Genomic DNA, 20,859 nt, shown 5'->3' on the forward strand with positions numbered 1-20,859 from the left:
AAAAATCCGTTTTCCGGACTAAGTACGCAAGAGTTTAAACAAGGTAAACGGGACTCGGACAAAAAAGCCTTCTCACTATCCCCAAATAATTAATCGCAGCAACTGCGGCTGTGTACATAAGCAGCTTCAGAGATTACAGGAATTTCTGCATAAACTCCCCTCAAAGCTTGAACAATAGAATACAAACAACTAGCCACAATTCCGATGAATATGGCATCTAAAATTATCTCCAATATAAATGCAGATGCGCTACTACCTTGCGGAATTCCGGATACTAGCAAACTGTACATACTTGGTATGTACAATAGATTCAAAAGCTCCATAATTGTCAAAAATAGTTGCACCACGATACTCAGCATCAAAGCCTGCATAATATTGAAGCGAATAAAATGGTTAATTTTTCCATTTCTCACGAGGAAAAAGTACAAAGCCAAAAATACCATGAAACTAAAATACGGGATTTGACTTTCTAAAAAGGCATACACATACATAACCGGAAATAGAGGTACATAGAACAGTCCTATTATGGGAAACTTTGCTATTAAGAATATTCCCAATACAAACACTTCAATTAGAGGTAGAATGTATACTACACAAGACCAAAGGCGATCTGGTATGGAAGTGCGTCCGCGCCAAGTCATCGATTATTCTCCTATCAAAATTAAATTGGTACTTTTTGATTAGGTGAGAAGAGGCCATAAAATAGCCTAGAGCTTGGAACGATCTTAGTTCCAAAACACTCTCAACGTCTACAAATTAAAAAAATTAAATTCCAGACACCGAGATTATTCGATGTTGGCAACTCGGAAGCCCATTTGACACTCGTACTGCTCTGGTTGATTTTCGGCGAGTTTGCGGATTGCATGACCGCAGCGGAGTTGACCGGCCCGAAAGCGGGGTTGACCGCTGCGATCGGCCAGCAAACAGTTTTGACAAACCATTTGGGAGGGAACGATCCCATCCTCTATTAAAATCACAACCATTTCACACCTCCCCCATAGGGCCGATGTCACTGAATTCATTGTATGCCAAGGTTTTTGGGAGATAGTGTAAAATCATACAGAGCTTAATGAGCGCTAATATACCTTTGTAGGTTGGGTTGAGGTACAAAACCCAACCTACAAAAAAGCTTACCTCGTGCTGTTTGGTAGTTTTGATGAAGCGGGGTTATGATGAAGAACGCGGCAGGCTTGACGAGAGCGACTGCTCCAGCGTGGGTGGGAATATCGACCTCGCATAATTATTTCTTCTTTTGGTTTCCTAGAGATTTGCTTTGTGACTAAAACTAACTTAGAATTTTTGGCTCAGACCGATCCGACGATCGCAGAATTTATCCAGCAGGAACTACAGCGTCAACGCGACCATCTGGAATTGATTGCCAGCGAAAACTTTACCTCGGCAGCTGTTTTAGCAGCACAAGGTTCTGTTTTAACCAATAAGTACGCAGAAGGGTTGCCCGGTAAGCGCTATTATGGCGGCTGCGAGTTTATCGATAAAGTCGAACAACTGGCGATCGATCGGGTGAAACAATTGTTCGGCGCAGCTCATGCCAACGTACAACCCCATTCTGGCGCTCAGGCTAATTTTGCTGTTTTCCTGTCCTTGTTGCAACCTGGGGACACGATTATGGGAATGGACTTGTCCCACGGCGGACACCTCACCCACGGTTCGCCAGTCAATGTTTCCGGGAAATGGTTCAAAGTTTGTCACTACGGCGTCAGTCAGGAAACAGAACAACTAGACTACGATCGCATTCGGGATCTGGCAAAACAACATCGTCCCAAATTAATTGTTTGCGGTTACTCAGCATATCCCCGCATCATTGAATTTGACAAATTCCGCAGCATCGCTGACGAAGTGGGTGCTTACCTGTTAGCCGACATTGCCCACATTGCCGGATTAGTAGCTACCGGTCATCACCCCAATCCCCTCCCCCACTGTCACGTCGTCACCACCACAACCCACAAAACGCTGCGCGGCCCTAGAGGTGGTTTAATTATGACCAACGACCCAGAATTGGGCAAACAACTCGATAAAGCCGTTTTTCCAGGCACTCAAGGTGGGCCGTTGGAACACGTCATCGCTGGTAAAGCAGTTGCCTTTGGAGAAGCCCTCAAACCAGAATTTAAAACTTATTCGGCCCAAGTAATCGAAAATGCCCGCGCTTTGGCGAGCCAACTCAAAGAACGCGGCTTTAAAATTGTGTCTGGAGGCACGGATAACCACCTCATGCTAGTTGACCTGCGCTGCATCGGTATGACCGGCAAACGAGCAGACCAACTGATGGGAGAAGTAAACATCACCACAAACAAAAATACCGTTCCCTTCGATACCGAATCGCCCTTCGTCACCAGCGGTTTGCGATTGGGTTCTCCCGCCATGACCACACGGGGCTTAGGAACGCCAGAATTTAGCGAAATTGGCGATATAATTGCCGAGCGACTCCTAAATCCGGAAGACAGCGCAGTTGCCCAAGAATGTCGGCGTCGGGTAGCTTCTTTATGCGATCGCTTTCCCCTGTACCCTCATCTCACCATACCACTACCGGCATTGGCATAGGGCCTATGAAAATATTCGATCGCTTCCCTTACGGATTGAGAGCGGGAACAGTGAAGGTCTGAAATGTAGTAGACTCTGCCTGACGCATTTTTGTCGCACTTCCTACTGATTTCAGATGCCTTACCCCTACCATCTGATTGCCTTTGCAGTCTCTGCCGTAGTTGTCCTCTGGAGTACGCCAGCTGTCAACAAATTTGGCCTCAAAAGCGGACTGTTTGACGTACCGGACAAACGCAAAGTTCACCAACGCCCGATGGTGCGCTTGGGAGGCGTGTCCATTTTCGCCGGAACTCTGATCGCACTTTTAGTCGTGTGGTGGTCTGGCGGCTTTGTAGATGCCCGTGGCCAGATTCTCCCCCCAAATCAGGAGTACGAAATTTGGGGTGTCACAATTGGAGGTCTGGCTTTTTTCTTGATTGGCTTAGCAGATGACTTATTTGGCTTGTCACCTTTCTCCCGGCTGTTGATCGAGGTAATCGTCGCCAGCGCATCTTGGAAAGCTGGTGTGCAAATTAATTTTCTCTCCATGCCTTTTCAGGAAGCACTACCATTGCCAGATTGGATCGGTCTGCCGATTACGGTACTCTGGCTAGTGGGTATGGTCAACGCCACCAACTGGATAGATGGTTTGGATGGTTTAGCCGCCGGTGTGTCAGGTATTGCCGCCTTCGTGATGCTGATTGTCAGTTTGTTTATGGGTCAACCAGCAGCCGCCTTAATTGTGGCAGCCTTGGCGGGTGCGCTGCTGAGTTTCCTCCGCTATAACTTCAATCCAGCCCAAATCTTTATGGGGGATGGCGGTGCTTACTTTGTGGGCTTTACCTTGGCTGGCGTTGGTGTGATCGGTTTGGTAAAAACTACTGCTTTCACTTCTTTCGCTCTGCCTTATGTGATTTTAGCAGTACCGATTTTGGATATGTCGGCGGTGATCCTCGATCGTCTGCGTCACGGTAAATCTCCCTTTATTGCCGATAAAAGACATCTGCATCACCGACTCCTCAAGGCTGGTTTATCACACCGCTTGACGGTATTGTTTATCTATTCCTTAACTCTGTGGGCGGGCAGTTGGGCATTGGCTTTTGCTGGCGTACCTCATGGGCTAGTCTATGCTTTAGCTGGAACCTTGCTGCTGGGTTTTACCAGTTGGAAGGTATGGCAATACATTGCTAGAAGGAAAAATGAAAATTTTTCCCCTCCCAGTCCCTAGTCTCCAGTCGAAGTACACCTAAAATGAGCGCAGAAATTATTTGTGTCGGAACTGAGTTACTGCTGGGTGATATTGTCAATACCAATGCCCAGTTTTTAGCCCAGCAATTAGCTCAATTGGGAATTCCTCACTATTACCAAACGGTTGTGGGAGATAACCCCGGACGCCTCCAACAAGTGCTGGCGATTGCGTGCGATCGATCTGAGATCCTCATCTTTACGGGCGGTCTTGGCCCCACCCCAGACGATCTCACGACGGAAACCATTGCCGACTTTTTTGGCGTCCCTCTAGTGGAACGGCCAGAAATTCTCGCAGATATCGCCGACAAATATCGCCGACGCGGGCGCGAAATGACTCCCAGCAACCGCAAACAAGCCCTTATTCCTCAAGGCGCAGAAATTCTACCGAATCAGTGGGGAACAGCGCCCGGTATCATCTGGCAACCCCGCCCCAACCTTACTATCCTCACGTTTCCAGGTGTGCCGTTTGAAATGCAGCGGATGTGGGATGCAACTGCTGTCCCTTACCTGAAAAGTCAAGGTTGGGGTCAAGAAATTATCTATAGCCGGATGTTAAAATTTTGGGGCATTGCCGAAGCGGCATTGGCGGAAAAAGTTGCTCCTTTTTTCAATCTCTCAAATCCGACTGTTGCTCCTTATGCGAGTATGGGTGAGGTGAAGTTGCGCGTTTCTGCTCAAGCGGCATCTGCTGAGTTGGCTGAGGAAACGATCGCGCCAGTAGCACAACAACTGCAAGAAATTGCCGGTCTGGATTATTACGGTGCAGACGACGACTCTCTCGCTTCGGTAGTGGGAAAACTCCTCCAAGCAGCCAATCAAACTCTCTCCGTTGCTGAATCCTGCACTGGCGGCGGTTTGGGTAGTGCGATTACTTCTGTGCCCGGAAGTTCTATTTATTTCCAAGGAGGGATAATTTCTTACGATAATCAGGTCAAGATTTCCTTGTTGGGAGTGAATCCGGATGACTTAGCTCAATATGGAGCGGTGAGCGAGACGGTGGCCAAGCAAATGGCAGTAGGTGTGCGATCTCTCCTCTCTACAACTTGGGGACTGAGTATTACGGGAATTGCCGGTCCGGGGGGCGGTACGGAAACTAAGCCTGTAGGTTTAGTTTACATCGGGTTGGCTGGGCCAAACGCCCTGGTGAAAAGTTTCGAGCATCGCTTTAATCCCCTGCAAGACCGCTCTTTGATTCGTCACTTCAGCACTTGTAGCGCTCTCGATCGCTTGCGGCGCTATTTGTTGTCCTAAACTATTGAAAATTTATTAACAATCCTTAACCTTGTAGGATTTATTGGTTATCATAAAGTAAAGAACTCAATAACCAGTGCAACCATGCTGAGAAATTTTTGTATATTTAGATACAAAAATCTTGGTTGAGTTCTCAAAACCTCAGACTTAATACTGGGTGTTTCGCTCTAGAGCGGAAGACTCAGGCAGTATTGAAGGAGCTGTCTTTTCAATGGACCTTATCGAAGATATACTGGAAACGCTGAAGGAATGGGCACGTAAAATTCTCGAAGTGCTGCTCGGCCCAGAGGTTCAACCGGAACCAGAACCGATTCCCATTCCTGTAAACGAACCAGGGCGTCGCCGCTAGTCCGTCTGAATTAAGTTAAACAATTGCAAAAACTAAATTGCAAAAACTAAGTATTCTGGTACTGCATGGCCCGAATTTAAACTTGCTGGGACAACGAGAACCAGGAGTTTACGGTAGTGTAACTTTAGATGAAATCAATCGCCTGCTAGAAAAAGAAGGGCAGGTGTTAAACGCTGAGGTAACAGCGCTACAGTCGAATCACGAAGGCATCATAGTCGATGCAATTCACGGTGCTTTGGGGCGTCATCAAGGCATTCTGATTAATGCAGGTGCCTATACCCACACCAGTGTAGCGATTCGGGATGCGATCGCAGGCGTTGCGCTCCCAACCGTAGAGGTTCACCTGAGTAACATCTATAAGCGGGAAGAATTTCGGCATCATTCTTGGATCGCGCCCGTTGCAATTGGGCAAATCAGCGGTTTTGGGGCGCAAAGTTACCGTTTGGGGTTACAAGCTCTGGTCAACGAGATCCGGAAATCTCAAACATCAGCTTAGGGTGTTCTTTCTTCGGCAAAAGTTCGATTGGCTGTAATCTTGAGCGGAAAAGTCACTGTAAAAGTAGACCCGACACCTTTTTGAGAATTAAGGTGAATTTCACCCTGTAGCAGTTTGACTTATTCTCTGCTTGAGAGTGAGACAGCGCCTTGACTAACTGATCGAGCAGGATTGTCAAAGAATTGCTCAACGCCGTATCCGATAGATTCTTTGCACTTTCTACGTGCTTATCTTTGCGGACAGCATCCATCCACTTTTCGAGAATCTGGTCAATTTTGGTAGCGAGTATTTGGCTGGGATCGAACATAATTGATGCAGCAATCGGCAATCGGTTATCGGGAAATGACGAAGGCACAAGCACAACAGACAAACAAAACGATCGCCAATTACCGATCGCATGAGCGTCTTTTCAAGATCGTCGCCTACACTCATTACCCATTTCCTACCGATCTCAGGCTAAACTGCTTAATAGTATTAGACTTCTAACAAAAGATAGGTATTCACCAAAGATAGATTAAGTTACGATGACGAATCTAGGTGTCATTACGGTTGCTAACAAAATAGATTGATGCAGTACTCTCTATTAAGCAGGTTTCGCGGTGCCTTGCTGGGCGCTGCTGTAGGAGAAATTTGGGGCGCTTACGGTAACTCGTGGCAGCTGGGTACAAAGCAACCTTCTGGGCAGCTGTATAGCTGGGGGCGTTTGGTTGTGCGCGGTACTGAAGGCTTAATCCGACAAGGAAAGTTAGATTTAGCCGATTGGTGCGAGTCTGTTGAAGAAACGCTACTTTCCCCCACAGACACAGGAAAGCGTCAGGATATTACTGCTTCATCCTACTTTCCACCAAAAAGCGTTTCTGGTTCCGGCATTGTTGCTACTGTGCCGGTAGCTTTATTTTTCCATGAAGATGAAGCAAAACTGCGACAAAATTTACATCAAGTGGCAGATGTGTGGCAAGATGATTCTGTGCTCAAAGATGGCACTTTAGCTGTCGGATATGCGATCGCCTTGGCACTCAAAGAAAAACTCGATCCTGCTACCCTCATTCCGCAAACACTTGAGTATCTTGATGTCGAAACCCCACTGGTACAGCAGCTTAAACAAGTCCAAAGTTTATTAGATGAAGGCGCTGGATTGGAAATGACTTTGGCAACTTTGATGCCCCGTCATTCAGCACCGCGTCCTAATGCCGCTATTGCCTTGGCTTTTTACTGTTTCTTGAGTACGCTGGAAGACCTCCGCCTTAGCGTTATTCGGGCTGCTCGCTGTCCGCAAGCGCAAATTACCAGTGCGATCGCAGGTGCTATTTCTGGAGCTTATAACAGCATAGCCGGTATACCTGTGGGATGGCGGCTGGCTTTGGGCGATCGTCACAGCTTTCCCGGATATGAGAATGACTCACCTTTAACTACATTGTGGGGGCTAAATTCCGAAGCGGAGCTGTTAAGACTGGCAGCTCGTCTTCTCGCAGCTTGGTCTGGCGTTTACGATGCAGATAAATTCCTTATTGATACGAGTATTGTGGCAGCCGTTGCCGCTCCCAAAGTTATCAAACCGCGATAAAATAGGTAAGGGATAGAAAAATCAAAAGTCACTCAATCAAAACTCAAAAAATAATCATCACAACTGACAACTCACAAATAACAACTGACCGCTGAAAGATGAGCGAACAACTTCAACTTCCACCCACTGGTGCTATTCAAACCATGCGGGAAATGGTAACTCCAACGTGGTTTGAGTATCCAATCCGCGTACAACCTCACCACACCGACTATTCAGGCAATGTTTGGCACGGTTCTTACATTGCTTGGATGGAAGAAGCGCGGGTAGAATGTTTGCGATCGATTGGCATTGAATTCGCGGATTTGGTAGCTTTGGGTTGCGATCTACCTGTGGTAGAACTTACCGTGCGCTATCATCGCCCCTTGCGAATGGGAATGACTGCAAAAGTTAAGGCGCGAATGGCAGAAATCGAAGGCGTGCGACTCAATTGGGATAACCAAATTCAGTCCCTAGATGGAGAAGAACTATATTTATCGGCGCGGGTAACGTTGGTAGCAGTCGATCGCGAAAAAGGTAAGATTATGCGCCAATTGCCACCAGCAGTAAAAGATGCCTTAGTCAGACTTTCCACTAAATTGTAAATGTTTTAAGATACTCTCTTTACCTGCAATAAAGGGAGTATCTTTGATGTGCTTATTTGCCAGTTACTGCTTGCCAAAATGCTTGGGGAATATAAATAATCTGCTGCCAAAGCTGATTGGGGCCAATCCCAAAGAATAACTGCAAAATCAAAACTATTATAGCGATAGTAATAGCAGTTTTAATAGTTGCTTTTACTACTTTAAGCAACAAGGTAAACACTAAACCAGCTACAACTATAGCAGCAATCCAAATGATTAAATCTATTGGCATAATTTGATTTATCAATACATAAAAGCGTAGTAACCAGCCAGCTATTTTCTACTATAGCTGGTAATTGTCAGGGAAGGGGCTCTAACAACTGCTGCTATAGCGCCAGTCCAGTCAAAGAAGTTGACAAAAGAAATAAGATGTGTATTTGTATAGATCGGCAGGGCGAAGCAAGAGGACATAAAAATTGTTGCTTCTGAGGATCGATTGTCGCCCTCTTGCTTCGCCCCTACACAACACATATTTCATTGTTTTTGTCAATTTATTCTAGTGGACTGGCGCTCTAGTAAGAGTGCGATCGCAAGCAGAGGCGCGGTTACCTCTAGTTGCCTCCTCAGCAACAGCTGAAATCAAAAGCAATGCACGCACATGCAAATTTGTCAACAATATAAAGTAAAGTTGTTTGAAGAAGAAACTATCCCTAATTGCATAAAAAAGTTTATATTTTAAGCAGTTCCGGAATTTACCAGCCGCACTGTGTCCCTAAACTCTAAACTTTACAGAAGAACATCCTGCCATAAAAGAACCCTCCCTTTTTCACCACCTCTTTGACTTTAAAACTGGTAAGCATTACCTTTAATAAAGTCGTTTGGCAAATGCTAAAAACTTTCCTAATAGACATCTCCTCCAAAAGAATCTCTTTCGGCAGGCAATATACCTACACCACAAGAATTTTTGGAGATGTCTAATGAGCGGTATTATTACTAAGGAAAAGTTCACAGATAACAGAATGTTAGCTGTGAATTCGATCGGACAGAAATATTCCTTTTGCTGGGGTAAATCTATCGGACATTATTTAAATTCGGCTCAGAATGATTACAAATATTATAGTTGTAATAGCCAATAATAAATACTGCAAACTTAGAAATTTTTGGAGCTACCCAAATGGCTTTTACCAGGTATAAAGTTGGTGGCAGTCTTCACAATAGCGACCCTACATATGTTGTCCGTTCTGCTGATTCACAACTATATCAAGCAATGAGAGATGGTGAATTTTGTTATGTGTTTAACTCCCGTCAGATGGGGAAATCTTCTCTCCTTGTGAGAGCAAAATATCAATTAGAAAAAGAAGGTTACCTCTGCACTAGCATTGACATGACTCGGATCGGTAGTGAGAATATTACTCCTTTGCAGTGGTATAAGGGAGTCGTGGGAGATCTGTGGTTGGGGTTCGGTTGTTTGGGTAAAATCAACTTAAAATTCTGGTGGCAAGAAAAAGAAGAATACTCCCTTTTACAAAAGCTAAGCGAGTTTATTGCTGAATTATTGCTGAAGCAATTCCCCACACGACGACTGTTTATATTTATAGATGAAATCGATAGTATTATCAGTTTAAATTTTCCAATAGATGATTTTTTTGCACTAATTCGCTATTGCTATAATCAGCGAGCAATTAATCCAGAATATAACCGTATTAGCTTTGCACTGTTTGGCGTAACAAGCCCTTCCGATTTAATAAAAGATAAAAATAGAACGCCTTTTAATATCGGGAAAGCTATTGATTTGCATGGTTTTACATTGGCAGAGACGGAACCGCTAGCGGAAGGGCTAGAGGGAAAAGTAAGTAATCCTCAAAACATTCTCAAAGAGATATTAGCTTGGACAGCAGGACAACCATTTCTAACCCAAAAATTGTGTCAATTGGTAGTTTGGACAGTTCAAGATGCACTCAGCGATAACTTAACTCTTCCGCCGGGGACAGAGGCATTTTGGTTAGAAAATTTGGTGCGAGAGCGCATCATTCACAAATGGGAATCCCAAGATGAGCCGGAACATTTACGGACGATCAGAGATCGTCTTTTGAGAAACGAGCTTCGTGCGGGAAGATTGTTGGGGCTGTACCAGCATATATTACAAGGTACAGAAGTGCAGACGGATGACTCGCAAGAACAAGTGGATTTGTTGCTGTCTGGTTTGGTAGTGAAAGACCAGGGAAAACTGAAGATTAGGAACCGGATTTATCAAGAAGTTTTCAATTTAGAATGGGTAGAAAAACAACTAAGTTCGCTGCGCCCTTACTCGCAGGTATTTGATGCTTGGATAGCTTCCAATCGAACAGATGAATCGCGGCTGTTGCGCGGACAAGCCTTAACTGATGCCCAATCGTGGTCGCGAGGTAAAAGTTTGAGCGACTTAGATTATCAGTTTTTAGCTGTGTCTCAAGAACTCGACAGGCGAGAGGTTGAGATCCGATTGGAGGCAGAACGAGCGGAAGAAGTAGAAGCGCGACTGGCAGAAGAACAAAAGAGACTGGTACAACAAAAAGAAAGTGCCCTGTTGGGAAAATTATTTATTGCCGTACTGAGTATTGCATTAGCGATCGCGATTGGATTGGGAGCGGCAGTTTTCTGGCAATACCGCAAAGCCATAGTCAGCGAATGGCACGCCAGAATTAGTGAAGTTCAGGCACTCGCTTCATCATCTCAAGGACTGTTTGCCTCCAATCAAACATTAGATGCGCTGGTAGATGCCATCAAAGCAAAACAACGACTGCAAGGGATAACACTAACAACAAACTCATGGGGCAGCAATATTTTCAGTTCTTCCAGGAGCCAAAATACAGATGCAGAAACCGAGACTAAAGTTGAAAATACACTGCAACAGACAGTTTATGGAGCTTTGGAATTCAACCGCCTGTCAGGACATACCGGTGCAATTTTGAGCGTTGCCTTCAGTCCGGATGGAAAGACGATCGCAACTGCCAGTAACGACAAAACTGTCAAACTCTGGAAGCGAGACGGTACCATCATCAGAACTATAAAATACGATTCGGTAGCCTACGGAGTCCAGTTTAGCCCAGACGGTCACCAGATTGCGGTGGCCTATGTAAATGGAGTCGTTAATCTGTGGAATCTGGACGGCACTTTAGCAGGGAGCCTGTTAGGACATCGTGCAGCAGTTTGGCACGTTGCCTTCAGCCCCGATGGTCAGACTCTAGCTTCTGCCAGCGCAGACAAAACCGTTAAACTTTGGAAACGGGATGGCACTTTGTTGAAAACATTGCTGGGACATCGCGGTAGCGTTTGGAATGTTGCCTTCAGTCCGGACGGTAAGACAATCGCTTCTAGCAGTGTAGACGCCACCGTCAAACTGTGGAAAACAGACGGTACTTTTGTGAAAAGTCTGGAAGGTCATCAGGCATCTGTTTGGGATGTTACCTTTAGCCCTGACGGAAAGCTGATCGCCTCTGGAAGTGCAGATAATACGATTAAGCTTTGGAAACGAGACGGCAAATTATTGCGAACGCTCAAAGGGCACCAAGCGGAAGTGCATGGAGTGGCGTTCAGTCCAGACGGTCAGATCCTTGCCTCGGCAAGCTCAGATAAAACGGTCAAACTTTGGAAGTTGGATGGCATTTTTTCCGGCTTTTACAACGGTAATATTTTTAAACTTTCTGAGCAGACTTCTGAACCGATCGTGTTTAAAACTGTTCCAGAAGGCACAAGAGGGCTACCCATATTTCAGGCTCCTCCGGAAGTTACTTTAAAAGAGCCAACTTTATTGAGAACACTTAGGGAACACAGCGCTACTGTATGGGATGTTACTTTTAGCCCAGACGGTGAGACGATCGCTTCGGCAAGTTCCGACACCACTGTTAAACTCTGGAAACCGTTTGCGACACTGCTAAAAACCCTTAACGGTCATACGGCATCCATTGCGAGTATCGCTTTCAGTCCTGACGGTGAGCCGATCGCTTCTGCGGGTGCAGACCAAACAATCAAACTTTGGCGATCGGATGGTACTTTGCTGAAAACCATCCAAGCACACACTACTGGTGGAATCAATGGCATCGCCTTCAGCCTTGACGGTCAGATACTGGCATCGGCAGGTGACGATAATACGGTGAAACTTTGGCGCTTAGATGGCACTGCTAGCAAAACTCTCCAAGGGCATAGTGCTATGGTTCTTGATGTTGCCTTCGGCTGGGTGAACGTGACCTCCACCGAGCGCGTCGATCCCAAATTTTCAGATGCTCACAAGTCAGAATTTATACAGCTTTTGGCATCAGGAGGTGATGATGGGGCTGTTAATCTATGGAGGGTTGACGGTATGAACCTTTTTGAAACCAAACCCTACAAACACCTCAAGGCTCACGGTTCTAGAGTTTGGAGTGTTGCTTTCAGCCCTGACGGTCAATATATTGCCGCCAGCGCAGATAATTTAATTGATTTATGGAAGCCTGACGGCACTTGGCTTGGCAGCCTTCAGGGACATAAAAATGCTGTTTGGGCAATTGCGATCGGCCCAGATAGTCAAACTATTGCCTCGGCAAGTGTGGACGGCACTATTCAGCTTTGGAGAAAAGATACTACGGGTGAGTTTGAAACTAAGCCCTACAAAATACTTACTGGCCCTAGTATGAGCGGTTTTACTGCCATTAGTTTCAGTCCAGACGGTCAGACGATCGCTGCTGCCAGTTCCGACAATACGATCAAATTGTGGAAGTTAGACGGCACTTTGCTCAAAACTCTCAGCGGACATACCGCCAGTCTTTTTGCAGTTGCTTTCAGTCCAGATGGCAAGACGATCGCTTCTGGAGGTGATGACCAAATGGTGATTCTGTGGGACTTAAACCGTATTCTCAAGCTCGATCCGCTACAGTATGGCTGCAAGTGGGTACGAGATTATCTGCGAACTAATAAAGAAGTACACAGCACCGAGCGCCATTTGTGCGATCGAATTGGTATGCGCTAATGAGCAATCTCGCTAAACTACTGCTGATGCTGTGCGATCGTCTCCTGCACTTGTTGGTAAAAAGCCATATTTTTACTTAAATATTATCCTGCTGGATCTGTCCCCGCACCCGCTCGACTTCTTTGTAGAAAGCCATGTTTCTCTGGTAAGAACAGATTCTTAACGAATTTCGTAAATCTTCAATTGCTCCTTGAACGTCCCCTAACTTAGATCTGGCTATACCCCGTCCGTAACATCCATGTTCGTCTTTGCTATCAATATTACCTTCAGATGCGTCTATTAGCTGAGCTTGGTTGTAATCCTCAAAAGCTCCTTGTTCGTCGCCTAACTCATAACGTGCATTTCCCCGATTGTAGTAGGCATCAGCAAAGTTTTGATTGAGATTTATTGCTTCAGTTAAATCTTCGATCGCTTCCTGATAATTTCCTAGCAAATACTGAATAACTCCTCGGTTGTAGTAGTTATTGTAGGTGGGATTGAGACGTATAACCTCCGTAAAATCTGCAATTGCTCCTTGATTATCCCCTATATAAGAACGAGTAGCACCTCGTATATAATAGGCATTAGCAATATGGGGATGCAAATTAATGTAGTGAGTGAAATCCTCAATGGCTCGTTGAAAATCCCCCTGGCTGTAACGGACGCTACCCCGCATATAATAGGCATCTGCAAAGTCAGGCTTTACTTGAATTGCTCGATCGAAATTTTCTATGGCTCCTTCATAATCTCCACCTTGGTAGCATATTTTACCTAATTCATAATAAGCAGGAGCCAAGTTAGGATTAAGCGAAATTGACTGACCGAAATCTGCGATCGCTCCCAAAAAATCTCCTTGTCCGAATTTTGCTATAGCTTGGTTAAATAATTTTTCTGAATTCATTTTTCCCACCCTTGCAAATTAATTGTATATGTCAAAAACTCCCTGTTTAATTTCAACTTACATCTTTGGAATGGATAATTTTTATAATTCGATTATCGGATTGAATCAGATGTTTCCATCCTGGGTTATATCTTTTGAATATTTTTGATATTTCTCCATTGCATCTTGGTATCGCGGCATATTTCCTTCTTGTTGATAAATTAATGCTGCCGTCTGCAAATCTTCGATCGCACCTGGCTTATTGCCAAGAGAAAGGCGGATATCCGCCCGTTTGTAACGGGCGTCACCATCTTTTGGATTGAGTTTAACTGCTCGATCGCAATCTGCTATAGCCGTTTGAATTTCTCCCATTTTAAAGCGGGCGACACAGCGGTTTGTATAAGCTCGATAATTACTAGATTGCCGTCGAATTACTTCGTTGAGATCGGCGATCGCACCTTGGTAATCTCTTTTCTCCAACCTCTCCAATCCTCGGTTATAGAAATGTTCTGCCATTTTTTGATTAATGAGGATTTTCGGCTCTTGAATCGAGCAAGCCCCAATTAATCCGCCAATGGCAGCAGAAATTACTGAGGTAGCGATCGCCTTTGCGATATAATTCATTTTATCCAACTGAAATCACAGGCTTTTCCAACATTTTACTGGCTGACAGAACTTCTTGACGCGCCCATTTGTCTGCGGCCAAAATATCATCTAAAGATGGATTTAGGTGATTGTCCGATTGATGTCGATCGCACGCCCGCTCAATCACTTTCGGAATATCTAAAAAGCCGATTTTCTCTTCTAAAAATAGCGCTACTGCTTGTTCGTTTGCCGCATTCAATACCGCAGGCATCGAACCGCCTGCGCGACCCGCAGCATAAGCTAACTGCATACAAGGATATTTTTGGTGATCCGGTTCTCGGAAAGTTAAACTGCCAGCTTTCACCAAATCCAAGCGTTCCCAATCAGTGTAAATTCGTTCCGGCCAAGACATAGCATAAAGCAGCGGCAAGCGCATATCCGGCCAACCCAACTGAGCTAAAACAGAAGTATCTTGCAATTCTATTAAAGAGTGAATAATGCTTTGCGGATGAATCACAATTTCGATGTTGTCGTAATCCAAACCGAAAAGAAAATGTGCTTCAATTACTTCCAATCCCTTATTCATCAACGTAGCAGAATCGACAGTAATTTTGCGACCCATCGACCAATTGGGATGCTTCAGCGCATCTGCAACTTTAACTTCTGCCAACTTTTCCACCGGCCAATCTCGGAAAGCACCGCCAGACGCCGTAAGCAGAATGCGCCGCAAACCTCCTGGTGGAACGCCTTGCAGACACTGAAAAATCGCTGAATGTTCGGAATCTGCTGGCAATAACTTGACGTTGTGTTTCTCTACCAAAGGTATCACGACCGGCCCGCCAGCAATTAAGGTTTCCTTATTTGCCAAAGCGATATCTTTGCCAGCTGCGATGGCGGCGATGGTAGGTAGCAATCCCGCACAACCAACAATACCAGTTACTACAGATTCTGCATCGCCGTAGCGTGCCACTTCGATCGCACCTGCTTCTCCACCCAGTAAAATCGGTTGGGGGTCGAGGTCAGCAACCGCCTCTTTCAGTTCTGGCAGCTTATCTTCAGCACAAATAGCAGCAATTTCCGGTTTAAATTGGCGAATTTGCTCAGCTAGCATCTTCACATTGCTTCCTGCTGCCAATCCCACAATCCTAAACTGGTCGGGGTACTGAGCGACGATATCCAGAGTCTGAGTACCTATTGAGCCGGTGGAACCAAGAAGTGTAATCGCTTTCACAATTGTTGAAGAATTAAGGGCAATTTTACTATACGCCTGCTAGGGACTAGAAAGTCAAAAATTAAAAGTCAAAAGTCAAAAGAAAAAAAGGCCGTTGGGAATGGTGGGCTAATCGTTAATTTAACAGAGGGGAGCCGACCTGTAAAACTTTTACCATTTCTCCAGGGCGGATAAATTTTACATCAACTGGCAGAACGGCTAAACCATTAGTTTGGGCTAAATTAATCAAGTTACCGGAACTGTGACTTCCTCCGGCTAAATCAAATTCGTACAGACCATCTACTAATTGCAATTTACCCCAAACATAACTTTCCCGTTTACCATCCGATCGCAACTCTTGGTGCGATCTCGCCTGCACAAAATTTGGCCCCCAAAATTGGGAAAGTCCGGCCAGTTTTTTCAGCGCAGGTTGCACGAACCGCCAGAAAGTCACCAAAGATGATACCGGATTTCCCGGCAAACCGAAATATAGGGCATGGGTTATGGGGGATGGGGGAGAGGAAAAAATTTCCCCGGACTGGGAGAATGTCGCGAAAGTCAGCGGTTTACCCGGTTTGATCGCAATGGCGCGAATGTGTATTTCGGCACCGAGGGAAGCCAAGATTGCATCGACGTAATCGTAATCGCCAACGGAGACGCCGCCGGAAGAAATTACCATATCAGCAGAGGCGACTGCTTTGGCGATCGTACTTTTGAGCGCCTCCGGTTCATCCGGAACAATACCGAGCATTTCCGGTATCCCGCCGCTTTGCGCTACCAACACCGCCAAAGCGTACTGATTCGAGTCTACAAGCTTACCGGGTTGCAAAGCTTGGTCTGGCGTTACCAATTCGTCGCCAGTGGAGATAATTGCCACGCGAGGGCGACGGTAAACAGAAAGTTGGTTACATTGGGCAGATGCCAGCACAGCTATTTCCGTAGCACCGAGAGCAATTCCCGCTGGTAATAGCGGTTCGCCAGCTTTGTAGAAAGCACCCTGATGGCGGACAAATGCTTGCGGTTCTGGTGCTGAGTGAATGAAAATGCGATCGCCTTCTCGTCTCGTTACTTCCTGCATTACCACCGTATCCGCACCGGCTGGCATCATCGCCCCAGTCAATATCCTCGCAGCTTGTCCCGATTGAATAGTATGCTGGGGTTGATATCCGGCGGGTATTTCGTCCACAATTGCTAAAATAGCTGGTTTTTCGGCACTACAGCCTTGCACGTCGGCATAACGCACCGCATATCCATCCATCGCCGAGTTATCCCAGTGGGGAAAATCTAGCTGACTTGTAACTGGTGTCGCTAAAATCCGACCCATTGCTTCCAACAAGTCTATAACTTCTGTATCCCGCGCTGTATCTAGCGGTTGCACCTTTTCTAAAATAATTGCTTCTGCTTGTTCAACCGACAGCATCGCCATCCACCCACCCTCAACACTTATTTTTATATTAAAAAACTTCTTCCCCTCTTCCCTCTTCCCTCCTCCCTCTCCCCTCTTCCCTCTTCCCTCTTCCCTCTTCCCCTAACCCCTAGCCCCGACGCCCTAACCCCTAACCCCTAAAAACTTCACAGATCGGTTGCTGAAGCTACCCATTTTATGAAATGATAGATATTTGTGTTTAATTCTGCCCTGACGTTGCAGCTAGTAAACTTATGGCTAAAGGTGTTCGTATCATAGTGACACTGGAATGTACCGAGTGTCGCTCTAATTCAGTGAAGCGATCGAATGGCGTGTCTCGTTACACTACCCAAAAGAACCGCCGCAACACGACGGCAAGGCTAGAACTGAAGAAATTCTGCACTCACTGTAACAAACACACAGTTCACAAGGAGATCAAGTAGATGGTAATTGGGACTGTTGAGTGGGGACTGGAAAAATGTCTTTTATCCAGAACCCTTCATTTAGAATCCTACATTCCAATGCGCCATTACCTTTTTACCAATTACCTTTCACCAAATACCAATTGTCTATGACCTACTACCGTCGTCGCCTCTCTCCCATAAAACCAAGCGAACCGATCGACTATAAGGATGTCGATTTATTACGTAAATTTGTGACCGAGCGGGGTAAAATTTTGCCGCGCCGCATCACAGGTTTGACCGCCAAGCAACAAAGAGACTTGACAATAGCGATTAAGCGTGCCCGCATACTGGCACTGTTGCCCTTTATTAACCAAGAAGGTTAAGCAGATTTTGGATTTTGGATGCAAGGATTTTAGATTTAGGACTACAAAGAAACCCGGTTGCTATGAAAAATCGTGGTTTGGGAAACTGGAGATCCAGGAAAAACCGGGTTTCTGACTCGCAAGAGCCTAAGTCGTGAGATTATTAGGCTACAGCTAAGTTCCAAAGTATTTGCCACTAATACAGCTATCCCCAAATCCAAAATCTAAAATCTCAAAATCTAAAATCACAAGACTGCACGGGGATAACGAGAAATTGTGGAAAAAGGAAGGCTGATAGAAGTTCGGCTGCACGGAGAGCGGCGGTTGACCGTTGCAGAACGCCCGGAAGGCAAAACAAAGTGGGTCGTGCAAGATGAGCGCGGTCAATCATATACCGTCAATCCCCAGCAAATCAGTTATGAAGTGACTGGTCAAAGTTACCAGCCAAAGGATATTCCTAAATTCCGGCAAGAGGTAGAGCTGTATCTCGACCCTTCCAGTTTGGAAGTAGCCTGGGAAATATTGGCCGAAGATGGTACGAGCGTCAGCATAGGCGAAATGGCGATGTTACTGTTTTCCGAGCAAAATGCGCCTCAGTGTTACGCAGCTTACTACCTGCTGTCGGAAGACAAACTATATTTCAAACAAAAGGGAGACCGCTACGAACCTCGCTCTCGCAATCTTGTCGAGGAACTGAAACATCAGTTGCAAGTAGCGGGACAGCGCAAACGAGAATCGGAAGAATTTTTGGCTCGCGTGCAGCAAGCGCTTTCTGGTGAGTCGGTAGAATGGCAGAGTAGCGATCGCACTCGCTTGGAGGCATTAGAAAAGTTTGCCTCTCTGGGGGAAGAAGCTTCCGGACGTTCTGTAGCCCAAGAAACGCTGGTAGCTTTGGAACGAACCAACACTCCCCAAGCGGCTTTCGATCTCCTGGTGCAGATGGGTTTGTGGAGTACGCACGAAAACCTGTTTCTGCGGCGCAGCCAGATCCCTGTTAACTTTGCAACTAAGGTGCTAGAAGTGGCTCAGCAGCGTATCGAGTTTCCACCCCCCGATGCGGACACAAATCGTCTCGATTTAACTTACTTGAAAGTTTACACCGTAGATGATGAAAGTACCCGCGAAATAGATGATGGTTTGAGCTGTGAAACAATGGCTGATGGGCGGGCAAAACTTTGGGTTCACATCGCTGACCCCACTCGCTGGGTGATGCCAGGGGATGAATTAGATCTGGAAGCCCGACGTCGCAGTACAACACTGTATTTGCCAACTGGTATGATTCCCATGTTCCCACCAGAACTGGCTACCGGCCCAATGAGTTTAGTGCAGGGAAAAATTTGTACTGCCCTCAGCTTCGGTATTGTACTGGATGAAGATGGAGCCGTGCAAGAGTACAGCATCCATGCCAGCATTATCAAGCCAACCTATCGTCTGACATACGAAGATGTGGATGAGATGCTGGAATTGGCTGTCCCTGGCGAACCGGAATTAGCTACGATCGCATCTTTAGCGCAACGACGGGAAAAATGGCGGCGTTCGCAAGGCTCGATCGGCATTCATCTACCGGAAGGATTAATTAAGGTTGAAGATGACGAGATTTATATCCACGTTTTAGAAGATTCGGCTTCCCGCCAAATGGTAGCGGAAATGATGATTGTCGCGGGTGAAGTCGCTGCTCGGTACGGTCACACTCACCAAATTCCTTTGCCGTTTCGCAGTCAGCCTCAACCAGAATTACCTTCAGAAGAGGAATTGCTGCAACTTCCCGCCGGGTGGGTTCGCGCCGCCGCTATGCGTCGATGTATGCCTCGCAGCGAAATGAGTATCACTCCCGCTCGTCATGCCGGTCTGGGTTTGCAGACTTATACTCAGGTAACTTCTCCCATTCGTCGCTACACAGATTTGCTCAGCCATTTCCAAATTAAGGCTCACCTGAGAGGAGAACAGCTGCCTTTCTCCGCTGAAGAAATGAAGGAAGTGATGATGAGCGTTACTGCTGTCAGCCAGGAAGCGAGTTTAGTAGAACGCCAAACCCATCGCTATTGGGCTTTGGAGTATCTGCGACGCAATTCGGATCGCGTCTGGCAAGCACTGCTGTTGCGTTGGTTAAGGGAAGATGACAGGCTGGGTTTAATCCTGTTAGAGGATTTGGGATTGGAATTGCCGATGGTGTTTCGGCGTTCTGTGTACTTAGGCGATCGCATGGAAGTGCGCGTTACCCACGTAGATCCTCGCCAAGATGCGATCAAGTTCCAAGAAACTGTCGATCGGGCGGCGCAAACAGCAGTTAGTTAAAAACTAAACATTAAAAATTTAAAAATTAATCATCAGTCTACTACCGAACAGAATCGGAAAAGTAACTTTTCCGATTCTACATCCAGTCAGTGATACTGAGATCGGTGCCAAGTTGCGATGATTGTTGAGAGGTAGTAACAAAAAACTCTACCTGAACAAAGCCTAGCTCTATCAAATCTCCATCGCGAAGGTTGCGACGCTCCAAAGTTGCTAAGGGGCGATTGTTTACTTTGCTACCATTTCTACTACCGATATCTGTAATGTGAAAATCCTGACCTCTTTCGTGCCCAAGTACAGCGTGCTGGCGCGAAACGCAGGGGTCTTGGATGGCGATCGCGCAGCTCGATCGCCTACCGATTAACCAACTAGAAGCACTGTCTACCACTCGAACTACTTGGCCTTCTGTAATATTTGTCACCAGAAAAGTTGTGTGTTCGGTACAGATAGCCTGGATGTAAAAAGGAGTGATTTCGCAGCGTTTCGGCGCATTCAATATTGGCTCAATAATTGTTGTTACCCTCTCGACATCTTGGTTGCAGTTAGCAAACAAAGAGCGTAAGAAGCAGGTATTCTGCTCCAAAAACTTCAAAGCTCCATCGGTGGAGCTACCGGGTTTACTTAGGTTTTTCATACACCGTTTTCTCAACGATTCTGTGCAAAAACATCAAATTTGAACATATATACTTCACAACCGTAACGAAAGCCCTAATCAGCTTGAGCCATTCGCGATCGTTCCAGTAAAAATTCAT

General features: G+C 45.9%; 21 protein-coding genes. 12 read left to right on the top strand and 9 right to left on the bottom strand.

All coding sequences use genetic code 11. The features are described from left to right. Positions 1–89: 89 nt before the first annotated feature. Complete coding sequence (locus ACE1CD_RS16720) at positions 90–641, bottom strand: Tic20 family protein (protein WP_374793786.1); 552 nt, start codon at positions 639–641, stop codon at positions 90–92. Positions 642–785: 144 nt separating this feature from the next. Continuing rightward, positions 786–983, bottom strand: a complete 198-nt coding sequence (locus ACE1CD_RS16725) for a hypothetical protein (RefSeq protein ID WP_374793785.1) — start codon at positions 981–983, stop codon at positions 786–788. 292 nt (positions 984–1,275) lie between these two features. Here ACE1CD_RS16725 and glyA point away from each other — a divergent pair, with 292 nt between their 5' ends. The 5 genes from glyA (at position 1,276) to aroQ (ending at position 5,882) form a co-directional block, all read left to right on the top strand. Beyond that, on the top strand, positions 1,276–2,559 hold the full coding sequence (gene glyA, locus ACE1CD_RS16730; protein WP_374793784.1) for a serine hydroxymethyltransferase: 1,284 nt from the start codon (positions 1,276–1,278) through the stop codon (positions 2,557–2,559). Positions 2,560–2,674: 115 nt separating this feature from the next. Next, the gene (locus tag ACE1CD_RS16735) at positions 2,675–3,766 is read left to right on the top strand and encodes a glycosyltransferase family 4 protein (protein WP_374825605.1); all 1,092 of its coding nucleotides are present in this window, start codon (positions 2,675–2,677) and stop codon (positions 3,764–3,766) included. Between the two features lie 23 nt (positions 3,767–3,789). Continuing rightward, on the top strand, positions 3,790–5,037 hold the full coding sequence (locus tag ACE1CD_RS16740; protein WP_374825607.1) for a competence/damage-inducible protein A: 1,248 nt from the start codon (positions 3,790–3,792) through the stop codon (positions 5,035–5,037). Positions 5,038–5,248: 211 nt separating this feature from the next. After that, the gene (locus ACE1CD_RS16745) at positions 5,249–5,386 is read left to right on the top strand and encodes a hypothetical protein (protein WP_190466092.1); all 138 of its coding nucleotides are present in this window, start codon (positions 5,249–5,251) and stop codon (positions 5,384–5,386) included. A 37-nt stretch (positions 5,387–5,423) separates the two neighbouring features. Then, positions 5,424–5,882: a type II 3-dehydroquinate dehydratase gene (aroQ, locus tag ACE1CD_RS16750; protein WP_374793781.1), complete on the top strand. Its 459-nt coding sequence runs from the start codon at positions 5,424–5,426 to the stop codon at positions 5,880–5,882. A gap of 52 nt (positions 5,883–5,934) precedes the next feature. On the opposite strand, the gene ACE1CD_RS16755 is transcribed toward aroQ, so the two are convergent. Next, positions 5,935–6,189: an RsbRD N-terminal domain-containing protein gene (locus ACE1CD_RS16755; protein ID WP_374793780.1), complete on the bottom strand. Its 255-nt coding sequence runs from the start codon at positions 6,187–6,189 to the stop codon at positions 5,935–5,937. Positions 6,190–6,194: 5 nt separating this feature from the next. Here ACE1CD_RS16755 and ACE1CD_RS16760 point away from each other — a divergent pair, with 5 nt between their 5' ends. The 3 genes from ACE1CD_RS16760 to ACE1CD_RS16770 all read left to right on the top strand — a co-directional run bounded on the left by ACE1CD_RS16760 (position 6,195) and on the right by ACE1CD_RS16770 (position 8,027). Beyond that, positions 6,195–6,368: a hypothetical protein gene (locus tag ACE1CD_RS16760; protein WP_374825609.1), complete on the top strand. Its 174-nt coding sequence runs from the start codon at positions 6,195–6,197 to the stop codon at positions 6,366–6,368. 82 nt (positions 6,369–6,450) lie between these two features. Further along, complete coding sequence (locus ACE1CD_RS16765) at positions 6,451–7,446, top strand: ADP-ribosylglycohydrolase family protein (protein WP_374825611.1); 996 nt, start codon at positions 6,451–6,453, stop codon at positions 7,444–7,446. A 98-nt stretch (positions 7,447–7,544) separates the two neighbouring features. Continuing rightward, positions 7,545–8,027 carry an acyl-CoA thioesterase gene (locus ACE1CD_RS16770; RefSeq protein WP_374793777.1) on the top strand — a complete coding sequence of 161 codons (483 nt, stop codon included), beginning with the start codon at positions 7,545–7,547 and terminating at the stop codon, positions 8,025–8,027. Positions 8,028–8,079: 52 nt separating this feature from the next. Here ACE1CD_RS16770 and ACE1CD_RS16775 read toward each other — a convergent pair whose 3' ends face one another. After that, on the bottom strand, positions 8,080–8,298 hold the full coding sequence (locus ACE1CD_RS16775; RefSeq protein WP_374793776.1) for a hypothetical protein: 219 nt from the start codon (positions 8,296–8,298) through the stop codon (positions 8,080–8,082). Positions 8,299–9,180: 882 nt separating this feature from the next. Between ACE1CD_RS16775 and ACE1CD_RS16780 the strand changes: the two genes are divergently transcribed. Further along, positions 9,181–12,990, top strand: a complete 3,810-nt coding sequence (locus tag ACE1CD_RS16780; protein WP_374825613.1) for an AAA-like domain-containing protein — start codon at positions 9,181–9,183, stop codon at positions 12,988–12,990. Between the two features lie 76 nt (positions 12,991–13,066). On the opposite strand, the gene ACE1CD_RS16785 is transcribed toward ACE1CD_RS16780, so the two are convergent. The 4 genes from ACE1CD_RS16785 to glp all read right to left on the bottom strand — a co-directional run bounded on the left by ACE1CD_RS16785 (position 13,067) and on the right by glp (position 17,064). Further along, positions 13,067–13,870 carry a tetratricopeptide repeat protein gene (locus ACE1CD_RS16785; RefSeq protein ID WP_374825615.1) on the bottom strand — a complete coding sequence of 268 codons (804 nt, stop codon included), beginning with the start codon at positions 13,868–13,870 and terminating at the stop codon, positions 13,067–13,069. A gap of 105 nt (positions 13,871–13,975) precedes the next feature. After that, entirely contained in the window at positions 13,976–14,473 is a 498-nt protein-coding gene (locus ACE1CD_RS16790; RefSeq protein WP_374825617.1) for a tetratricopeptide repeat protein, read from the bottom strand. Between the two features lies 1 nt (position 14,474). Further along, the gene (gene dxr, locus ACE1CD_RS16795) at positions 14,475–15,665 is read right to left on the bottom strand and encodes a 1-deoxy-D-xylulose-5-phosphate reductoisomerase (protein WP_374793771.1); all 1,191 of its coding nucleotides are present in this window, start codon (positions 15,663–15,665) and stop codon (positions 14,475–14,477) included. 115 nt (positions 15,666–15,780) lie between these two features. After that, the gene (glp, locus tag ACE1CD_RS16800; RefSeq protein ID WP_374825623.1) at positions 15,781–17,064 is read right to left on the bottom strand and encodes a gephyrin-like molybdotransferase Glp; all 1,284 of its coding nucleotides are present in this window, start codon (positions 17,062–17,064) and stop codon (positions 15,781–15,783) included. A 239-nt stretch (positions 17,065–17,303) separates the two neighbouring features. Here glp and rpmG point away from each other — a divergent pair, with 239 nt between their 5' ends. From rpmG to ACE1CD_RS16815, 3 genes are all read left to right on the top strand, one after another. Beyond that, positions 17,304–17,492: a 50S ribosomal protein L33 gene (gene rpmG / locus ACE1CD_RS16805; RefSeq protein WP_190466120.1), complete on the top strand. Its 189-nt coding sequence runs from the start codon at positions 17,304–17,306 to the stop codon at positions 17,490–17,492. A 128-nt stretch (positions 17,493–17,620) separates the two neighbouring features. Beyond that, a complete protein-coding gene (gene rpsR / locus ACE1CD_RS16810) occupies positions 17,621–17,836 on the top strand; it encodes a 30S ribosomal protein S18 (RefSeq protein WP_190466124.1) in 216 nt (71 codons plus the stop codon). A 255-nt stretch (positions 17,837–18,091) separates the two neighbouring features. Continuing rightward, complete coding sequence (locus tag ACE1CD_RS16815; protein WP_374825619.1) at positions 18,092–20,110, top strand: ribonuclease catalytic domain-containing protein; 2,019 nt, start codon at positions 18,092–18,094, stop codon at positions 20,108–20,110. 76 nt (positions 20,111–20,186) lie between these two features. Here ACE1CD_RS16815 and ACE1CD_RS16820 read toward each other — a convergent pair whose 3' ends face one another. Next, positions 20,187–20,741, bottom strand: a complete 555-nt coding sequence (locus tag ACE1CD_RS16820; RefSeq protein WP_374793769.1) for an FHA domain-containing protein — start codon at positions 20,739–20,741, stop codon at positions 20,187–20,189. Positions 20,742–20,859: the final 118 nt, after the last annotated feature.

Origin of the sequence: Aerosakkonema sp. BLCC-F183, from assembly GCF_041929145.1 — a bacterium.
Classification (GTDB): Bacteria; Cyanobacteriota; Cyanobacteriia; order Cyanobacteriales; family Aerosakkonemataceae; genus Aerosakkonema.